The sequence below is a fragment of the Bacillus sp. MC1252 genome (genome assembly GCF_056838025.1).
In genome coordinates, this window is the sequence record NZ_CM166369.1 from 993,801 (window position 1) to 1,008,933 (window position 15,133).

Below are 15,133 nucleotides of genomic sequence, written 5' to 3' on the forward strand. Positions count from 1 at the left end.
CTTTTTTCAACAAAAAAAGTGCGGGATACGCACCCCGCACACTTTTGTAAACGAATATTTATTTGTGAGTATATTAGTTTTGTAAGGTTTTCTCCAGTTGTTTAAGCTTTTCCTCAATTTCCTGAATTTCCTTTTGTAAGTCCTGCTGATGAGGTTTGATTTCTTCGCGCCATTGCTGAATAGATGTTTGCAATTCAGTCCCAACCTCTTTAATGACTTCTGCACTTTCTTTTGCCGTTGCAACAATTTGCTCTTTTAAAGCTTGTCCGTCTCTTTTTAATCTTGTCAGCGTATCTTCGAATTTGTCATAGCTGTCTTTCATCTTTCCGCGTACATCTCTGCCAGAAGAGGGAGTCGTCAGGAGCACTGCCGCACCTCCGAGGAGACCGCCTACAAATAATCCTGTTAATAAAGAACGTCCACTAGCCATTCAAATCACCTCTAGTCAAATTTTACACATTCGCATGTTCTCTCTTAGCTGATGATCAGCTTCATTGAACTTCCATACATAGCTTGCTTTATTTTAGCATACTTTTGAAGAAAAGGGAGGGGAGAAGGTTGTCTGTCTTTCTGTTCGTTTTTACGTGTATCGGTGTCGTTTTCACAGGTGGTTCCATTCATTATGCAAGACAGCTTGGGTATGCAGGGTCTTATCCGCCAAAACATGTATTAAAGCAAAAAGCACTTGTGTGTGCGGCAGGTGCAGGGATTTCGCTTCTCGTTTTGCTGCTTACCCTTTTTCTTTTATAAAAGCATGAAAAAACCTCTTCATCTGACATGAAGAGGTTCGTTATGCGTTATGCGTTATGCAACTTCTATCATTCTTGCACGCCTTAGAATGGACTGAGCAATTGGGAAGACAAATACCATGGCAATGGTATTAATCACAACTGCTGGCAGGACAACACCCACAAGAAGTGCTGGTAATGCAGCTGGCAGTCCTGTGATCAGTAAAGCGGCAGATAGGAAAATCACGCCGGATACGGCGGTTCCAATAGCTGTTAGCACAGCGGTCAGCACGATTTTGTTCTTCATCTTCTGGCAAGATAAGAAAAGGGCTAGGAAGATAAAGGCTGTCACTGGTTTATCAATCATATTTGGAATTTGTCCGCCTGGGAAACCCGTTGTCAAAGCGGAAATGACACCAGTCACTAGGGCAATCACGACTACATGCTGTACCTTAGGGAAAAGGATGATGCTTAAAAACATCATGACCAGCATCATATCAGGTTTCATTCCGAAAAAGATGGGCGGGAAAATCGTATGCAAAACAGCTCCCATTGCTGCAAGCAATGACATAATCACTAATTCTTTTGTTTTCATTTCTATGCTCTCCTCTGCTAAGCTCTTATAGGACTCTCCAATAATATGGCTCATCATTTATTGCAAGAGTCATCATTTGATAGTTCTCGTTATTATAACAAATTGATTTCATGATAGAAAAGCCTTTTTACTCATTTTCTTGCTGGAACTTTTTCATAAAGTCCGCAAGCTTTTGGCAGTCTTCAATTGAAACCGCATTGTAAATAGATGCTCTGCATCCACCGACAGAACGGTGTCCTGCAAGTCCAACCATTTGTTCTTGTTTGGCTTTCTCCACAAATGATGCGGTGAGTGTGTCATCACGAAGGGTAAACGTGACATTCATATGAGAACGGCTGTCAGCGCGGGCATGCCCTTTGTAAAAGCCGCCACTTTGATCAATCGCCTCATAGAGAATGCCCGCTTTTTGTTCATTGCGTTTTTCCGCTGCTTCTACGCCGCCAGCGTTTTTGACATGCTCAAGGACAAGAGACAGCATATAAATCGCAAAAGTCGGTGGTGTGTGATAAAGAGAGTTGGCTTTTGCGTGTGTTGAATATTTTAATATTTTAGGCGTGCCGCTTTTTTCTTTCTCTAAAAAACGTTTGCGCGCGATCACAATCGTGATACCAGAAGGTCCTAGGTTTTTTTGTGCACCGGCGTAAATGAAATCAAATGAAGAAACGTCTATTTGTTTGCTGAGAATATCGCTGGACATGTCCGCAATGAGCGGCAATGAAGTGTCCGGGAACGTTTTCCACTGTGTGCCGAAGATCGTATTGTTCGATGTGATGTGCAAGTAAGCACCGTCTGTTAAACCGGAAGCATCTACATCTGGAATATACGAATAATTGTCATCTTCACTTGAGGCAAACACAGACGTTTCACCAAATCCTTTTGCTTCTGACAATGCTTTTTCTGACCAAGCGCCTGTTTGAATGAAATGAGCGGTTTCACCTTCATGTAAGAAGTTCATTGGAATCATCGCAAATTGAAGACTAGCTCCGCCTTGTAAAAAGAGGATCTCATAATCTTCTGGAATGTCCATCAGCTCCACTAAAAGCGCTTTTGCTTTATTGTGGACTTCTTCATATTCACCGCTGCGATGAGAAAGCTCCATCACAGACATCCCAGTTTGTTTAAAATCAACAAGTTCTTCCTGTGCTTTTTGAAGCACTTCTAGCGGCAGTGCCGCCGGACCAGCATTAAAATTCGTCGTTCGCTTCATCACAATCTCTCCCTATTTCTCGCGTTAATGGATCAAAAGATAAAACCATCCTATCACAAATTTGAAGCATTTGGACAAAAAATTTGAATCGTTCTAAATATCTTACTATTAGGAAATGTAAGCTTTAAGAAGTGGCAGAAATAAGAAAAACCTCATCTTTTAAGATGAGGTAAGCCGCGTGTGGATGGCAGAAGAAATCTCTTTTAAATCCTCTGACGTGTATTGGTCTTGATGTGATTTCCATACGGCACCAAAGCCATCGCCTTTGCCGTAACGCGGAATGATATGCATGTGGTAATGGAACACAGATTGTCCGGCTTTTTCGCCGTTGTTGTTCAGGAGGTTTAAACCAATTGGTTCAAATTCCTGTTTGATCGCCCTTGCAATTTTCGGAATCGCTTGGAAGTAGTGATTAGACACTTCTGGTGTCATGTCATAGATGTTTTCTTTATGTATTTTCGGGATAACAAGGGTATGCCCTTTTGTTACTTGGCTAATATCAAGAAAAGCCAATACATGCTCGTCTTCATATACTTTTGCACATGGAATGTCTCCATCAATGATCTTGCAAAAAATGCAGTCGCTCACGCCGTGTCACTCCTCATTATTTTTTCCTTTATCGTATCACAAAAAGAAGAAAAAAAGAAAACAGGACAAGCGAACTCCTTTGGTCGCTCATCCTGCTCCTGCAGAAGAAATGCTGATGCTTTCATTCGATATGCCTTTTGAATTCTCTATTTACTGAAATAAAGAATTCATATGCCTGCTATTTCTGCCGTAAACACCTCATTTGACGATTGTATAGGACACAAAAATCAAGAATCAGTGAAGCAAAACAGAAGCTAAGGTTTTTAGATGAAAAACCAACTTGTCATGCGGTACTTTGCCTTTAACAAACACCTCATTTACTTATTGGTCATCAAGTTCATTTCTTCTACATACATTATGATGACCAATGCGCCTATTTTTTATTCAGGCTCGTCTATAGGTAAACATTTCAAATTACCTTTCGTTTTTGGTACTATAAAGGAAAAAAGAAAGAAAGGAACGAACTCATGTCCCTTTTAACTGTAAAAGATGTAACGGGTGGATATACGAAGAATCCCGTTCTAAAAAATATTTCATTTGAATTAGAAAGAAATCAAATCGTCGGTCTCATTGGCTTAAATGGAGCGGGGAAAAGTACAACCATTCGTCATATCATCGGTCTGATGAAACCACATAAAGGTGTCATTGAACTGAATGGACGAACATTACAAGAAGATCAAGAGGCGTATCGTTCGCAATTCACCTTTATTCCGGAAACACCTGTCTTATATGAAGAGTTAACACTAAAAGAGCATTTAGAGCTGACAGCGATGGCTTACGGTCTTTCAAAGGAACAACTAGAAGAACGTCTACCATCATTGCTGAAAGAATTTCGAATGGAGAAACGGTTGAAATGGTTCCCTGCTCATTTTTCTAAGGGTATGAAGCAGAAGGTCATGATTATGTGTGCGTTCCTTGTTGAACCAGAGCTGTATATCATCGATGAACCGTTTTTAGGGCTTGATCCTCTTGCGATAAATGCACTATTAGAACGAATGAATGCTGCAAAGACAAGCGGCGCTAGTGTCCTGATGTCAACGCATATTTTGGCGACAGCTGAACGTTATTGTGATTCCTTTATTATTTTGCATGAAGGTGAAATCAGAGCGAAAGGAACACTGACAGAGCTAAGAGAGCAGTTCAACATGAGAGATGCGACACTCGATGATCTTTATTTGGAATTAACAAAGGAAGAAAACTATGAGTAAAACAACGCAAACCATTTGGAAATCACGATTAGAGGAACACATGCAAGACACAAGAAAATATTTAAAATACATGTTCAATGATCATCTTGTCATTGTGCTGATTTTTTTCCTTGCAGGCGGGGCGAGCTGGTATAGCGGCTGGCTCAAACATATTCCAACTCACTTCCCTTCGTACTGGGTCATGGCAGTTGTTTTCTCATTGGTGCTGACAAGCTCTTACGTACGTACGTTGATCAAAGAGGCAGATCTCGTGTTTTTGCTTCCTCTGGAAGCGAAGATGGAGCCTTATTTAAAAAACGCTTTTAACTTTAGCTTCCTTTCTCAGCTGTTTCCTTTGATTGCCGTATCGATTATCGCACTCCCGCTTTATTCGGCTGTATCTTCAGGAGATCTCATGCTTTATGTGCTGATTTTGGCGCAAATGATCTTGATAAAGGGCCTGAATACAGCGATTCAATGGAGAATCACTTATTTTCAAGGAAAGCATGTCAGATGGCTTGATGCAGTGTTTCGTTTTCTATTGAATACATTTCTGATGTATACCGTTTTACAGGCAGCCTATTCGATTGCAATCGTTCTTTATCTTATATATGCCGTCTATCTTATTTACTTAACAAATGCAGTGAAAAAACAGCCTTTTCAATGGGAATTGCATATTTCTGATGAATTAAAACGGAAACAGCGCTTTTATCGCTTGGCAAACTTATTTACAGATGTGCCTCATTTAAAGAAACAGGTGAAAAGAAGAGCGTACATGGACTGGATCTTGCAATTTGTTCCTTACGAGCAGCGTAAAACTTTTTCTTACATGTATGTGAGGGCGTTTTTACGTTCAAATGATTATTTTGGTCTTGTGTTTAGATTAACGGTCGTGTTTGTGCTGATTATTCTGTATACAGGCGCAGCAGACTGGGTGGGCGCGTTACTTGTCTTGTTCACAGTATTTATCACTGGTGTACAGCTTGTTCCGTTAACGAAGCACTTTGCGCATCTTTCGTTACAGGCACTATATCCAGTTTCTCAGCAAGAAAAGGATCGTAGCTTCTTTGTTCTCGTCCGTAATGTGCTCATCATTCAATCGATTTTGCTGAGCTGCGCGGTACTCCCAGCAGGAGGATGGAAGGGAAGTGGACTTGCTCTTCTCATTTCATTGACATTTGTGCTTGTTCTATTCAAGCCTTACGTCCAAAGTCGATTAAAAAAGATGAGATAAGTGGAAATCTATTTTTTACAGCGAGCGTATGATGACATCAAGGAGGGAACCGGATGAATGCAGCTGAACGGGAGTTGTATGATGAGGCCATTCTTTTTCAAACGCGATTTTTAAGAAAACCTTCAAAGATCGAACGATTTTCAAAAGGAGTTCAGCAGCAAGTGAATCGCCGAATACCTGCGAGATTTCATCAAGTCATCACAAGTGCGGTGAAATCAATGGTCGAATCCACCGTATCAGGGACGCACTTCACTTCATTTTCAGTGATCGATGAACAATTAACGATCGTAGAGCGAAATGAGCTGGCAAAGGATAAAGTGAAGTATTATCAAAAGGCGGCGGCGATCGAAGGAATTGGAACAGGGGCAGGCGGTGTATTCCTTGGAATGGCGGACTTTCCCTTGCTGCTGAGCATTAAAATGAAATGTCTTTATGAGCTGGCATGTATTTATGGCTTTGATTTGTCTCAAAAAGAGGAAAGACTCTTTTTGCTCTGTATTTTTCAACTCGCCTTTTCAAGCAGTGCACATCGTCAAAAGATGATGAAGGTCATTGATGATTGGGAAACAAGCCGGGAGGAAATGGATTGGTACAGCTTTCAGCAGGAGTACCGAGATTACATTGACCTTGTGAAGCTGTTTCAATTAATGCCAGTCGTCGGTGCGGCTGTTGGCGGGGTGGCCAATCATCAGCTGACAGGACAGCTCGGAGATGTTGCACGCCATGTGTTTCACTTACGAGTATTGAAGAAATGAAGTGAAAAAGCCGCTGATCAGCGGCTTTTCTTCATTCATCATAGGAAAGAACGGCGTGAGCGAGTACCTTTGCTGCGACTGGCATTGCTTTTTCGTTGATATCGAATTTCGGATGATGATGTGGATACATATCCTGGCTGTTTTCTGGCATGGCTCCTGTGTAGAAGAAGGTGCCAGGAACATGCTGTAGGTAGTAAGCGAAATCTTCTCCGCCCATTTGGGTTTCCGCTTCTTTTACTTCTATGACACCTTCTGTCTGTCTTGCTATTTCAGCAATATATTCAGTTGGTTTTGGGTGATTTTTGACAGCAGGATATCCTCTCACATATTCATATGTGTACGATGCATCATGCATGTGGCAAACCCCTTTCACCACCTGTTCAATTTCACGTTCAATGATATGACGTGCATTTTCTTCAAAGGATCGTGCAGTGCCGGTTAAAACTGCTGAATCTGCAATGACGTTAAAGGCATTCTCAGCCACAAAACCTCCAACCGATACAACAGCTGAATCAATTGGATTGACTTTACGGGCGACGACCTGCTGCAAGTTTGCGACAATTTGTGAACCGATGAGTACAGCATCTTTTGTTAGATGAGGCTGGGCGCCGTGTCCGCCTTTACCTTGGACTTGAATAGAGAAACGGTCGGCGGCTGCCATAAAGTTCCCGCTTTTATACAGAACGGTGCCACAAGGCTCTGATGACCAAAGGTGAGTACCGAATATGACATCGACTCCGTCTAAACAGCCGTCTTCAATCATCGGCTTAGCACCGCCTGGAGCATATTCTTCAGCGTGCTGATGAATGAGGACGATTTTCCCTTTTAATTGATCACGAAGCGAATGTAAGATCTTTGCTAATACAAGAAGGGTCGCTGTGTGCCCGTCGTGACCGCATGCATGCATCACACCTGGTTTTGTCGATCGATAAGGCACATCCTTTTCATCGTGGATGGGCAGTGCATCAAAATCAGCTCTGAGGGCAATGGTCGGCCCTGGGGAAGCTCCTTCAATAAAAGCAAGAACACCATGACCGCCCACCTGAGTACGTGTAGGTATATGTAATGTTTCATAGTAATTCGCGATGAAAGCGGCTGTTTCTTCTTCCTGAAAAGAAAGTTCTGGATTCATATGGAGATGGCGTCTAATTTCAACCATTTCCTCATAATGTTCATCAAGACGTTCATTGATGCTTTTTTGTAAAGTGGATATTGACATTGATCCGAAAACCTCCTTCATGCTCTTTTACTGATTGTATGGTAATTGTTAGAATCTTTCAACAGAAGAGGATTTCGTGTTCAACATCAAAAGGTCATTTTACATAAAAGTCGAAGGTTGATATGAAACTGGAAAAAGGGGGAAGTGGCATTGGGGAGCTGTCCAAATTGTTCAAAAGCATTTTCTTTCGTTGAAAAGTTTCATTTATCACATACGAGAATGATGATGTGTCCAAGCTGTCGGCACCAAATCAAAGAAACGTTTGTCTCAAAGATGAGTTTTTTCATGATCTGCTTGATTCCGCTATTGGTGCTGCTTATTCAGTTGAAAGGCGCTTCACCTATGTTGAAGTGGCCGATCTTATTAGGGTGGATATTGCTGAATTTCTATGTGCTTCAGCCTATCATTCATCGGTACGAGCTTAAGTGAAGATAATGAAAAGAAGAGCCCGGCTAATGGGCTTTTTTTTATGAAAAAAGAAGTGCTAAAAGCAGCACTTCCTTAATTGTCTGTGACGGCATGGTAGGATGTGAGATAGGCAGGACGAGAGAAGATGGAGCCTGTATCCTCGTGCGGCTGAAAGAACGCTTCTGATTCTTGAAAGTCTTGAAATAAATCCTCTGATTCCCAAAGTGTCAAAATCAGATAGACCTCTTCATCTTTTTGTGGTCTTAAGACACGCAGAGCCTTGAAGCCGCGCTGATGCTCTGAGATGTTTGTTTTCTTCTGAAAGGTGGATTCAAAAAGTGCTCTGCTTTCAAGCTTAACAGGGATATGATTCAAGGTGACGAAGCCAGATTGGACAAGCTCGCCTTTCGCATAAATCACATCATAGGCATGAGGGGCTTTAAATACGGTCTCTCCCTCGGTTTCATGAAAAAGAGCCGCTTGTTCTTTTCCAACCATATAAAGTAGATTTTCCAGATGGTGTTTCTTTGCGATTTTATGCAAGAAATCTGCTGTTCCATATGTAATATAGACATTCATCTAAACCGCCTCCTGCTTGATAGTATAACAAAAGAATGATATATAATTCTTTGGTAGTCAATCCATAAAACATATTATGAAGCAATACATCCCATACTATCCGTATAAAGGAATGAGGTGACCTAATGTGAAGAAAAAGAAGATAATCATTCCGTTAGTCATTGCAGGAAGCACACTCGTGCTTTCATTTATTGGTTATCTGACCATTTTATTTTTAGGACATTATGTCATAGATGAGAAGAAGCTTGTTTTTCACGCTTCCTCAAAAATCATTGATCAGAATGGAAAAGAACTCACAAGTATGTATTCAGAAAATCGGGACCCTGTGTCATTAAAGGAGATACCTGATAAAGTAGCGAAAGCTTTTGTTGCTGTCGAGGACAAGCGTTTTTATGAGCATCATGGAATTGATGCACAATCTATTTCAAGGGCGGTTTATCGAGATATATTAGCAGGAGGAAAAGTAGAGGGCGGCAGTACGATTACCCAGCAGCTCGCAAAAAATATTTTTCTCACAAACGATAAAACCTTTCTTCGAAAAACAAAAGAAGTCATTATTGCTATTAATTTAGAAAGAGATTATTCAAAGGATAAACTGCTTGAGATGTATTTGAATCAGCTTTACTTCGGCCATGGCGTCTATGGGATTCAGGCGGCAGCCAATTATTATTTTAGTAAAGATGTCAAAGATTTAACTGTCAGCGAAGGTGCTACACTTGCTGCTATGCCAAAGGCACCGTCTTCTTACTCGCCTGTTTTACATCCTGATAAAAATAAAAAAAGGCGAGATACCATCCTGAATTTAATGAATGAACAAGGATATTTGTCATCCACAGAAACAGTAGAAGCAAAAGGGAGGACACTAGGTATCCATTTGAAAAAGAAATCAGAAACGCCTTGGGTGGACAGCTATGTCGATCTCATCATTAAAGAAGCGGAATCAGAGTATGCCATTTCACATGAGCAATTGCTTCAAGGCGGCTATACCATTACCGTCCCGATTGATATGAATTTGCAAAAAGTTGCCTATGATGCGATGAAAAACAACCGTTATTTCCCGGGAAAAAGCGGGTCTCCGGAAAGCAGCGCCGTGTTTATTGATAACGAGTCTGGTGGAGTAAAAGCAGCCATTGGAGGACGAGAATATCAGGCAAGGGGCTATAACAGGGTAACGGCTGTTAGACAGCCTGGATCTGTTTTCAAGCCGATTGCGGTGTATGGTCCGGCGATGCAGGAGAAAAAATTCAGACCTTATTCACTGCTTGAAGACAAAGAAAAAAGCTATGACGGCTATTCACCAAAGAATTACGATGGGCAGTATGAAGGCAGGGTCACGATGGTGGATGCCCTGATGAAGAGTAAAAATACAGCTGCTGTGTGGACGTTAAGTCAGCTTGGCATTGACACCTCTAAATCTTATCTTGAAAAAATGGGAATGGAGATTTCGGATAAAGGACTTGCCATGGCACTTGGCGGCTTAGAAAAAGGGGTTTCTCCATTGCAGATCGCTGGAGCCTTCCATACATTTGCAAATGAAGGCGTGTATAAAAAGCCTTTCTTTATTCAGAAAATCACCAATGATGAAGGGGAAACTGTTGAGAAGAATCGAAACAAGCAAGAGCGAGTGTTTAGTGTGCAAAACGCATGGAATATGACGAGAATGCTTCAGCAAGTCGTCAAAGGCGGGACAGCTCAGAGCGGTTCATATGCTGGAGATTTAGCAGGTAAAACAGGAACAACCACCTATTCAGGTGTGAAAGGTGCAACAAAAGATGCTTGGTTTGCCGGCTATACGCCTAGTACAACGGGTGCGATTTGGATGGGATATGACAAAACTGATAACAGCCACTATTTAACTGGCGGCAGTCAGTATCCAGTGCAGCTGTTTAAAGATATTTTAACGACAGCCCAAATCACCAATGAAACATTCAAAAAGCCAGAGGGGATTAAAGAACTTCAATCACCGATCCATTTAGAAGGGCTATCAGGATTTGAAGCCCGCTATGCCTTTAAAATCAAAGGATTGTTTACATTGGAGCTGTCTTGGGACGAACAGGAGGATAAACGGGTTGAATATCGCATCTATGAAAAGAGAAATGGAAGCGAGACGCTGATCGACTCAGTGACAGGCGTGGGCAGCTACACAATGCCGTATGCCAATGTGTTTTCAGATGCGCAGTATAAGGTTGTTCCATACAATACCCAAACAAAAGAAGAAGGCGAAGGCAGTTCTTATGTCAAGCCAGAGACTTTTGGACGTTAATATTCGGCGATTTTTTGAACATTGAGCCGCTTTAGTATACCGTGCCTTGAAAAAGCGGTATAGTAAAAGCAGTGTTTGAGCCTTATACAAAGAGAGTGTGGGGCGAAAGGTGGAATGAAAGGTAATGGGAAAAACGAAAGCTTTTAATGACACGTTCTTAAAGGCGTGCAAAGGGGAAAAAACAGACCATGTACCTGTTTGGTACATGAGACAGGCAGGACGCTCGCAGCCTGAATATCGTGCCCTCAAAGAAAAATACGGGCTATTTGAAATTACGCATCAGCCAGAGCTATGTGCTTATGTAACAAGACTTCCTGTAGAACAATATGGTGTAGATGCCGCTATTTTATATAAAGATATTATGACCCCGCTTCCGGCTATTGGAGTGGACGTTGAAATTAAAAATGGAATTGGACCTGTGATTGATTCACCCATTCGGACAAAAGCAGATATAGAACGTCTTGGAGAACTTCATCCTGAAGAAGACCTGCCATATGTGCTTGATACAATCAAGCTTTTGACGAAGGAGCAGCTAAATGTTCCGCTCATTGGTTTTGCCGGTGCACCATTTACGATGGCAAGCTATATGATTGAAGGCGGTCCATCTAAAAATTATCATAAAACGAAGGCACTCATGTACAGTGAGCCAGAGACATGGATGATATTAATGAATAAATTAGCTGATATGACGATCACGTACATACGGGCGCAGGTAAAAGCAGGAATCAGTGCATTTCAAATCTTCGACTCTTGGGTTGGCGCCTTAAATGCAGCAGATTACCGGACATTCATTAAGCCTGTCATGCAGCGTATTTTCACAGAGCTGAAGTCTGAAAACGTACCGATGATCATGTACGGAGTTGGTGCGAGTCATCTGGTGAAAGATTGGCATGACCTGCCGCTTGATGTCGTTGGACTTGATTGGCGTATGAGTGTAGACGAAGCGCGAAAAGAAGGACTCACAAAAACGATACAAGGAAACCTTGATCCAACCATCTTACTTTCTCCATGGGAAGTGATTGAAGAAAGAGCAAAAGACATCTTAGATCAAGGGATGAAATCAGATCACTTCATCTTTAACTTAGGTCATGGGGTATTTCCTGATGTTTCACCAGAAACGTTAAAGAAGCTGACAAGTTTTATTCACGACTATTCGGCTAAACATAAAAAAACATCCATTTAAACTATTTCAAATGATCTGAAGGAGTGTTGGTTGTGGAGAAAAAGAAAATGGGACTTCTTGTCATGGCATATGGCACCCCATATAAAGAAGAAGACATTGAGCGTTACTATACACATATCCGTAGAGGCAGAAAGCCGGAGCCAGAGATGCTGCAGGATTTGAAGGACCGCTACAAGGCAATCGGCGGTATATCTCCTTTATCAAAAATTACAGAACAGCAGGCAAATGGTTTGTGTGATCATTTGAATGACATCCAAGAGGACATTGAATTTCATGTCTACATTGGCTTAAAACATATCGAGCCTTTCATTGAGGATGCGGTTGCTGAAATGCATCGAGACGGCATCACAGAAGCTGTGAGTATCGTCCTTGCGCCGCACTTCTCAACATTTAGTGTGAAATCGTATAACAAACGTGCACAAGATGAGGCAGATAAGCTTGGAAATCTGAAGATCACTTCTGTTGAAAGCTGGTATGATGAACCGAAGTTTGTGGACTATTGGGTGAAACAAGTGAAAGATACGTATGCATCCATGAGTCAAGAAGAAAGAGAATCGGCTGTGCTTATTGTGTCTGCACACAGCCTTCCTGAAAAAATTATTGCAGCAGGAGATCCATATCCTGATCAATTAGCACAATCTGCAAAGATGATTGCAGAGGGAGCAGGAATTGAACATTATGAAATTGGCTGGCAAAGTGAGGGTAATACGCCTGATCCGTGGCTTGGACCAGACGTGCAAGACCTAACCCGGGATCTATTCGAACAAAAAGGCTATAAAACGTTCGTATATGTGCCTGTTGGATTTGTCGCTGATCATCTGGAAGTGTTATACGACAACGATTATGAATGTAAAGTCGTAACAGATGAAATCGGTGCAGCCTACTATCGTCCAGAAATGCCAAATGCGAAACCAGCATTTATTGATGCGCTGGCAACAGTCGTGTTAAAGAAGCTTGACGAAAGCAAGTAATCATATAAAAGAAGGCGATCCTATGCATGACAATCAAAAACACCTTGTCATCATTGGCGGTGGCATCACTGGTTTAGCCGCCGCCTTCTATTTGGAAAAGGAGATTGAAGAAAAAGGTCTCCCTATCCAAATATCTCTTATTGAAGCAAGTCCTAGGCTGGGTGGAAAAATACAAACATTATATAAAGATGGCTACATTATTGAACGTGGTCCTGATTCATTTTTGGAAAGAAAGGTCAGTGGACCGCAGCTGGCAAAGGATGTCGGTCTGTCCGATCAGCTCGTCAATAATGAAACGGGGCAAGCATATGTATTAGTCAATGAAACCCTTCATCCGATGCCAAAGGGCGCTGTCATGGGCATTCCAACTCAAATCAGCCCTTTCATTACAACTGGTCTTTTTTCAGTAGCAGGAAAAGCGAGAGCGGCGATGGATTTCGTTTTACCAAAAAGCAAGCAGACAGAAGATCAGTCGCTTGGTGAATTTTTTAGAAGACGTGTGGGCGATGAAGTCGTTGAGAATTTAATCGAGCCTCTTCTTTCAGGTATTTATGCAGGTGACATTGACCGCCTTAGCTTAATGTCTACCTTCCCGCAGTTTTATCAAACGGAACAAAAGCATCGCAGTTTGATTCTTGGGATGAAAAAATCACAGCAGCATGCGAAAGCGCAGCAAGTGACAGCGAAAAAACAAGGACAGTTCCAAACAATCAATCAAGGACTGCAAGCCCTTGTTGAAGCGGTAGAAAGTAAGCTCAAGCTGACGACGATTTATAAAGGGACAAAAGTGAAGCAGATTGAAAAAACAGATGGAGGCTATGGCGTACAATTAGACAGCGGTCAAACGCTTTTTGCAGATTCAGCTATTGTCACTACGCAGCATCAATCGATCTATTCCATGTTTCCAAAAGAAGCAGGGCTTGATTACTTGCATGACATGACATCTACTTCTGTTGCAACAGTTGCACTTGGCTTTAAAGAAGAGGATGTTCATAATGAATATGATGGGACAGGTTTTGTCATCTCAAGAAACAGTGATTTCTCTATTACAGCCTGTACGTGGACGAATAAAAAATGGCCGCATACAGCTCCTAAAGGAAAAACGCTATTGCGTGCGTATGTAGGGAAAGCTGGTGACGAATCGATTGTCGAGCAGTCTGATCATCAAATCGTCAGCATCGTGCTGGAAGATTTAAAAAAAATCATGGATATTAAAGCAGATCCAGAACTGACAACGGTGACTCGCTGGAAAACCAGTATGCCGCAATATCACGTTGGTCACCAACAGCAGATTTCGAATATGCGTGAAACGTTTAAGCAATCATATCCTGGTGTTTATATCACAGGTGCTGCTTTTGAAGGTGTCGGAATCCCTGATTGTATTGATCAAGGAAAAGCCGCCATCTCTGAGGCAGTATCTTACCTATTTTCATAAAAATAAACTCCCTTTTCTGTCATGGAAAGGGAGTTTTTCATGTTCGTATGATAAGAAAAGAGTTGTGAATAATAAAAGTGAACAAAGTAGTTGCATCTGTAGAAAAGGATATGGTATATTACTTTCTGTACTTAATGACCAAAACGTTCAAATAGTCATTTTCAGGAGTGAGATCATGAGTGTTGATAGGAGACAAATGATTTTAGATGGGGCCACGAAGGCATTTACTCAATTCGGGTATAAAGCCACGACAATGGACCTTGTAGCGAAGCTTGCCAACGTCGGAAAAGGAACCATTTATACCTTTTTCAAAAACAAAGAAGAGCTGTTTGATGAAATTTTCACTTCCCTTTTAATGGAGATGAGAAAAATTGCTGATGATGCAATTGATGAGAAGAATAGTTTCTCTGAAAACCTTCACTTAGCACTCTTTGCAATATTGGAATTTCGAAAAAACCACCAGCTCACAATAAAAATCTTTCAGGAAAATGCGGAGCTTGGCACGTCCGCGGTCAAGGAAATGATTGAAAAAATGGAGCAAATGATCATTCGCTATATTAAAACAAAAGTAAAAGAAGCGATTGATAAAGGCGACATTAAGCCTTGTGATCCTGAATTGACTGCATTTGTGATGGTGAAACTATATATTGCACTTATTTTTGATTGGGAAAAGCGATACGAGCCTTTAACAAAAGAAGAAGTAGCCGAATCGCTCGAGCTTTATGTACTAAAAGGGCTTTCTACAACAGCGTAATTTTTTTTAAGTTCAAATGACCAAATT

General features: G+C 41.5%; 15 protein-coding genes. 9 read left to right on the forward strand and 6 right to left on the reverse strand.

Going from position 1 to position 15,133, the window contains the following annotated elements:
* Window positions 1-73 precede the first annotated feature (73 nt).
* Window positions 74-430 (reverse strand): YtxH domain-containing protein, encoded by a 357-nt coding sequence (locus tag ACYH0L_RS04935; RefSeq protein WP_099728540.1) that lies wholly within the window; start codon window positions 428-430, stop codon window positions 74-76.
* A gap of 128 nt (window positions 431-558) precedes the next feature.
* On the opposite strand from ACYH0L_RS04935, the gene yhzF reads away from it, so the two are divergent.
* The gene (gene yhzF, locus ACYH0L_RS04940; RefSeq protein ID WP_034321482.1) at window positions 559-750 is read left to right on the forward strand and encodes a membrane protein YhzF; all 192 of its coding nucleotides are present in this window, start codon (window positions 559-561) and stop codon (window positions 748-750) included.
* A 54-nt stretch (window positions 751-804) separates the two neighbouring features.
* On the opposite strand, the gene ACYH0L_RS04945 is transcribed toward yhzF, so the two are convergent.
* The 3 genes from ACYH0L_RS04945 to ACYH0L_RS04955 form a co-directional block, all read right to left on the reverse strand.
* Complete coding sequence (locus ACYH0L_RS04945) at window positions 805-1,323, reverse strand: tryptophan transporter (protein WP_230030961.1); 519 nt, start codon at window positions 1,321-1,323, stop codon at window positions 805-807.
* A gap of 127 nt (window positions 1,324-1,450) precedes the next feature.
* A complete protein-coding gene (gene serC / locus ACYH0L_RS04950; RefSeq protein ID WP_327925094.1) occupies window positions 1,451-2,530 on the reverse strand; it encodes a 3-phosphoserine/phosphohydroxythreonine transaminase in 1,080 nt (359 codons plus the stop codon).
* A 159-nt stretch (window positions 2,531-2,689) separates the two neighbouring features.
* A complete protein-coding gene (locus tag ACYH0L_RS04955) occupies window positions 2,690-3,118 on the reverse strand; it encodes an HIT family protein (RefSeq protein ID WP_096881197.1) in 429 nt (142 codons plus the stop codon).
* A gap of 467 nt (window positions 3,119-3,585) precedes the next feature.
* Between ACYH0L_RS04955 and ACYH0L_RS04960 the strand changes: the two genes are divergently transcribed.
* The 3 genes from ACYH0L_RS04960 to ACYH0L_RS04970 are packed head-to-tail and all read left to right on the forward strand — an operon-like array spanning window position 3,586 to window position 6,294.
* Window positions 3,586-4,326 (forward strand): ABC transporter ATP-binding protein, encoded by a 741-nt coding sequence (locus tag ACYH0L_RS04960; protein ID WP_099728537.1) that lies wholly within the window; start codon window positions 3,586-3,588, stop codon window positions 4,324-4,326.
* Window positions 4,319-5,539, forward strand: a complete 1,221-nt coding sequence (locus ACYH0L_RS04965; protein WP_482354409.1) for an ABC transporter permease — start codon at window positions 4,319-4,321, stop codon at window positions 5,537-5,539. The genes ACYH0L_RS04960 and ACYH0L_RS04965 overlap by 8 nt, the downstream gene beginning before the upstream one ends.
* A gap of 53 nt (window positions 5,540-5,592) precedes the next feature.
* Window positions 5,593-6,294, forward strand: coding sequence for an EcsC family protein (locus tag ACYH0L_RS04970; protein WP_099728535.1), 702 nt, complete (start codon window positions 5,593-5,595; stop codon window positions 6,292-6,294).
* A gap of 31 nt (window positions 6,295-6,325) precedes the next feature.
* Here the strand turns inward: ACYH0L_RS04970 and ACYH0L_RS04975 are convergent, their stop codons facing one another.
* Both ACYH0L_RS04975 and ACYH0L_RS04980 read right to left on the reverse strand, forming a co-directional pair.
* The gene (locus tag ACYH0L_RS04975; protein ID WP_327925092.1) at window positions 6,326-7,513 is read right to left on the reverse strand and encodes a M20 family metallopeptidase; all 1,188 of its coding nucleotides are present in this window, start codon (window positions 7,511-7,513) and stop codon (window positions 6,326-6,328) included.
* A 501-nt stretch (window positions 7,514-8,014) separates the two neighbouring features.
* A complete protein-coding gene (locus ACYH0L_RS04980; RefSeq protein ID WP_099728533.1) occupies window positions 8,015-8,500 on the reverse strand; it encodes an antibiotic biosynthesis monooxygenase family protein in 486 nt (161 codons plus the stop codon).
* Between the two features lie 127 nt (window positions 8,501-8,627).
* Between ACYH0L_RS04980 and ACYH0L_RS04985 the strand changes: the two genes are divergently transcribed.
* The 5 genes from ACYH0L_RS04985 to ACYH0L_RS05005 all read left to right on the forward strand — a co-directional run bounded on the left by ACYH0L_RS04985 (window position 8,628) and on the right by ACYH0L_RS05005 (window position 15,106).
* On the forward strand, window positions 8,628-10,763 hold the full coding sequence (locus tag ACYH0L_RS04985) for a transglycosylase domain-containing protein (RefSeq protein WP_099728532.1): 2,136 nt from the start codon (window positions 8,628-8,630) through the stop codon (window positions 10,761-10,763).
* Window positions 10,764-10,887: 124 nt separating this feature from the next.
* Entirely contained in the window at window positions 10,888-11,946 is a 1,059-nt protein-coding gene (gene hemE, locus ACYH0L_RS04990) for a uroporphyrinogen decarboxylase (protein WP_099728531.1), read from the forward strand.
* 32 nt (window positions 11,947-11,978) lie between these two features.
* Window positions 11,979-12,917, forward strand: coding sequence for a ferrochelatase (gene hemH, locus ACYH0L_RS04995; protein ID WP_230030958.1), 939 nt, complete (start codon window positions 11,979-11,981; stop codon window positions 12,915-12,917).
* A gap of 22 nt (window positions 12,918-12,939) precedes the next feature.
* The gene (hemY, locus tag ACYH0L_RS05000) at window positions 12,940-14,352 is read left to right on the forward strand and encodes a protoporphyrinogen oxidase (RefSeq protein WP_482354410.1); all 1,413 of its coding nucleotides are present in this window, start codon (window positions 12,940-12,942) and stop codon (window positions 14,350-14,352) included.
* Window positions 14,353-14,527: 175 nt separating this feature from the next.
* A complete protein-coding gene (locus tag ACYH0L_RS05005) occupies window positions 14,528-15,106 on the forward strand; it encodes a TetR/AcrR family transcriptional regulator (RefSeq protein ID WP_180275555.1) in 579 nt (192 codons plus the stop codon).
* The last annotated feature ends 27 nt before the right edge of the window (window positions 15,107-15,133 follow it).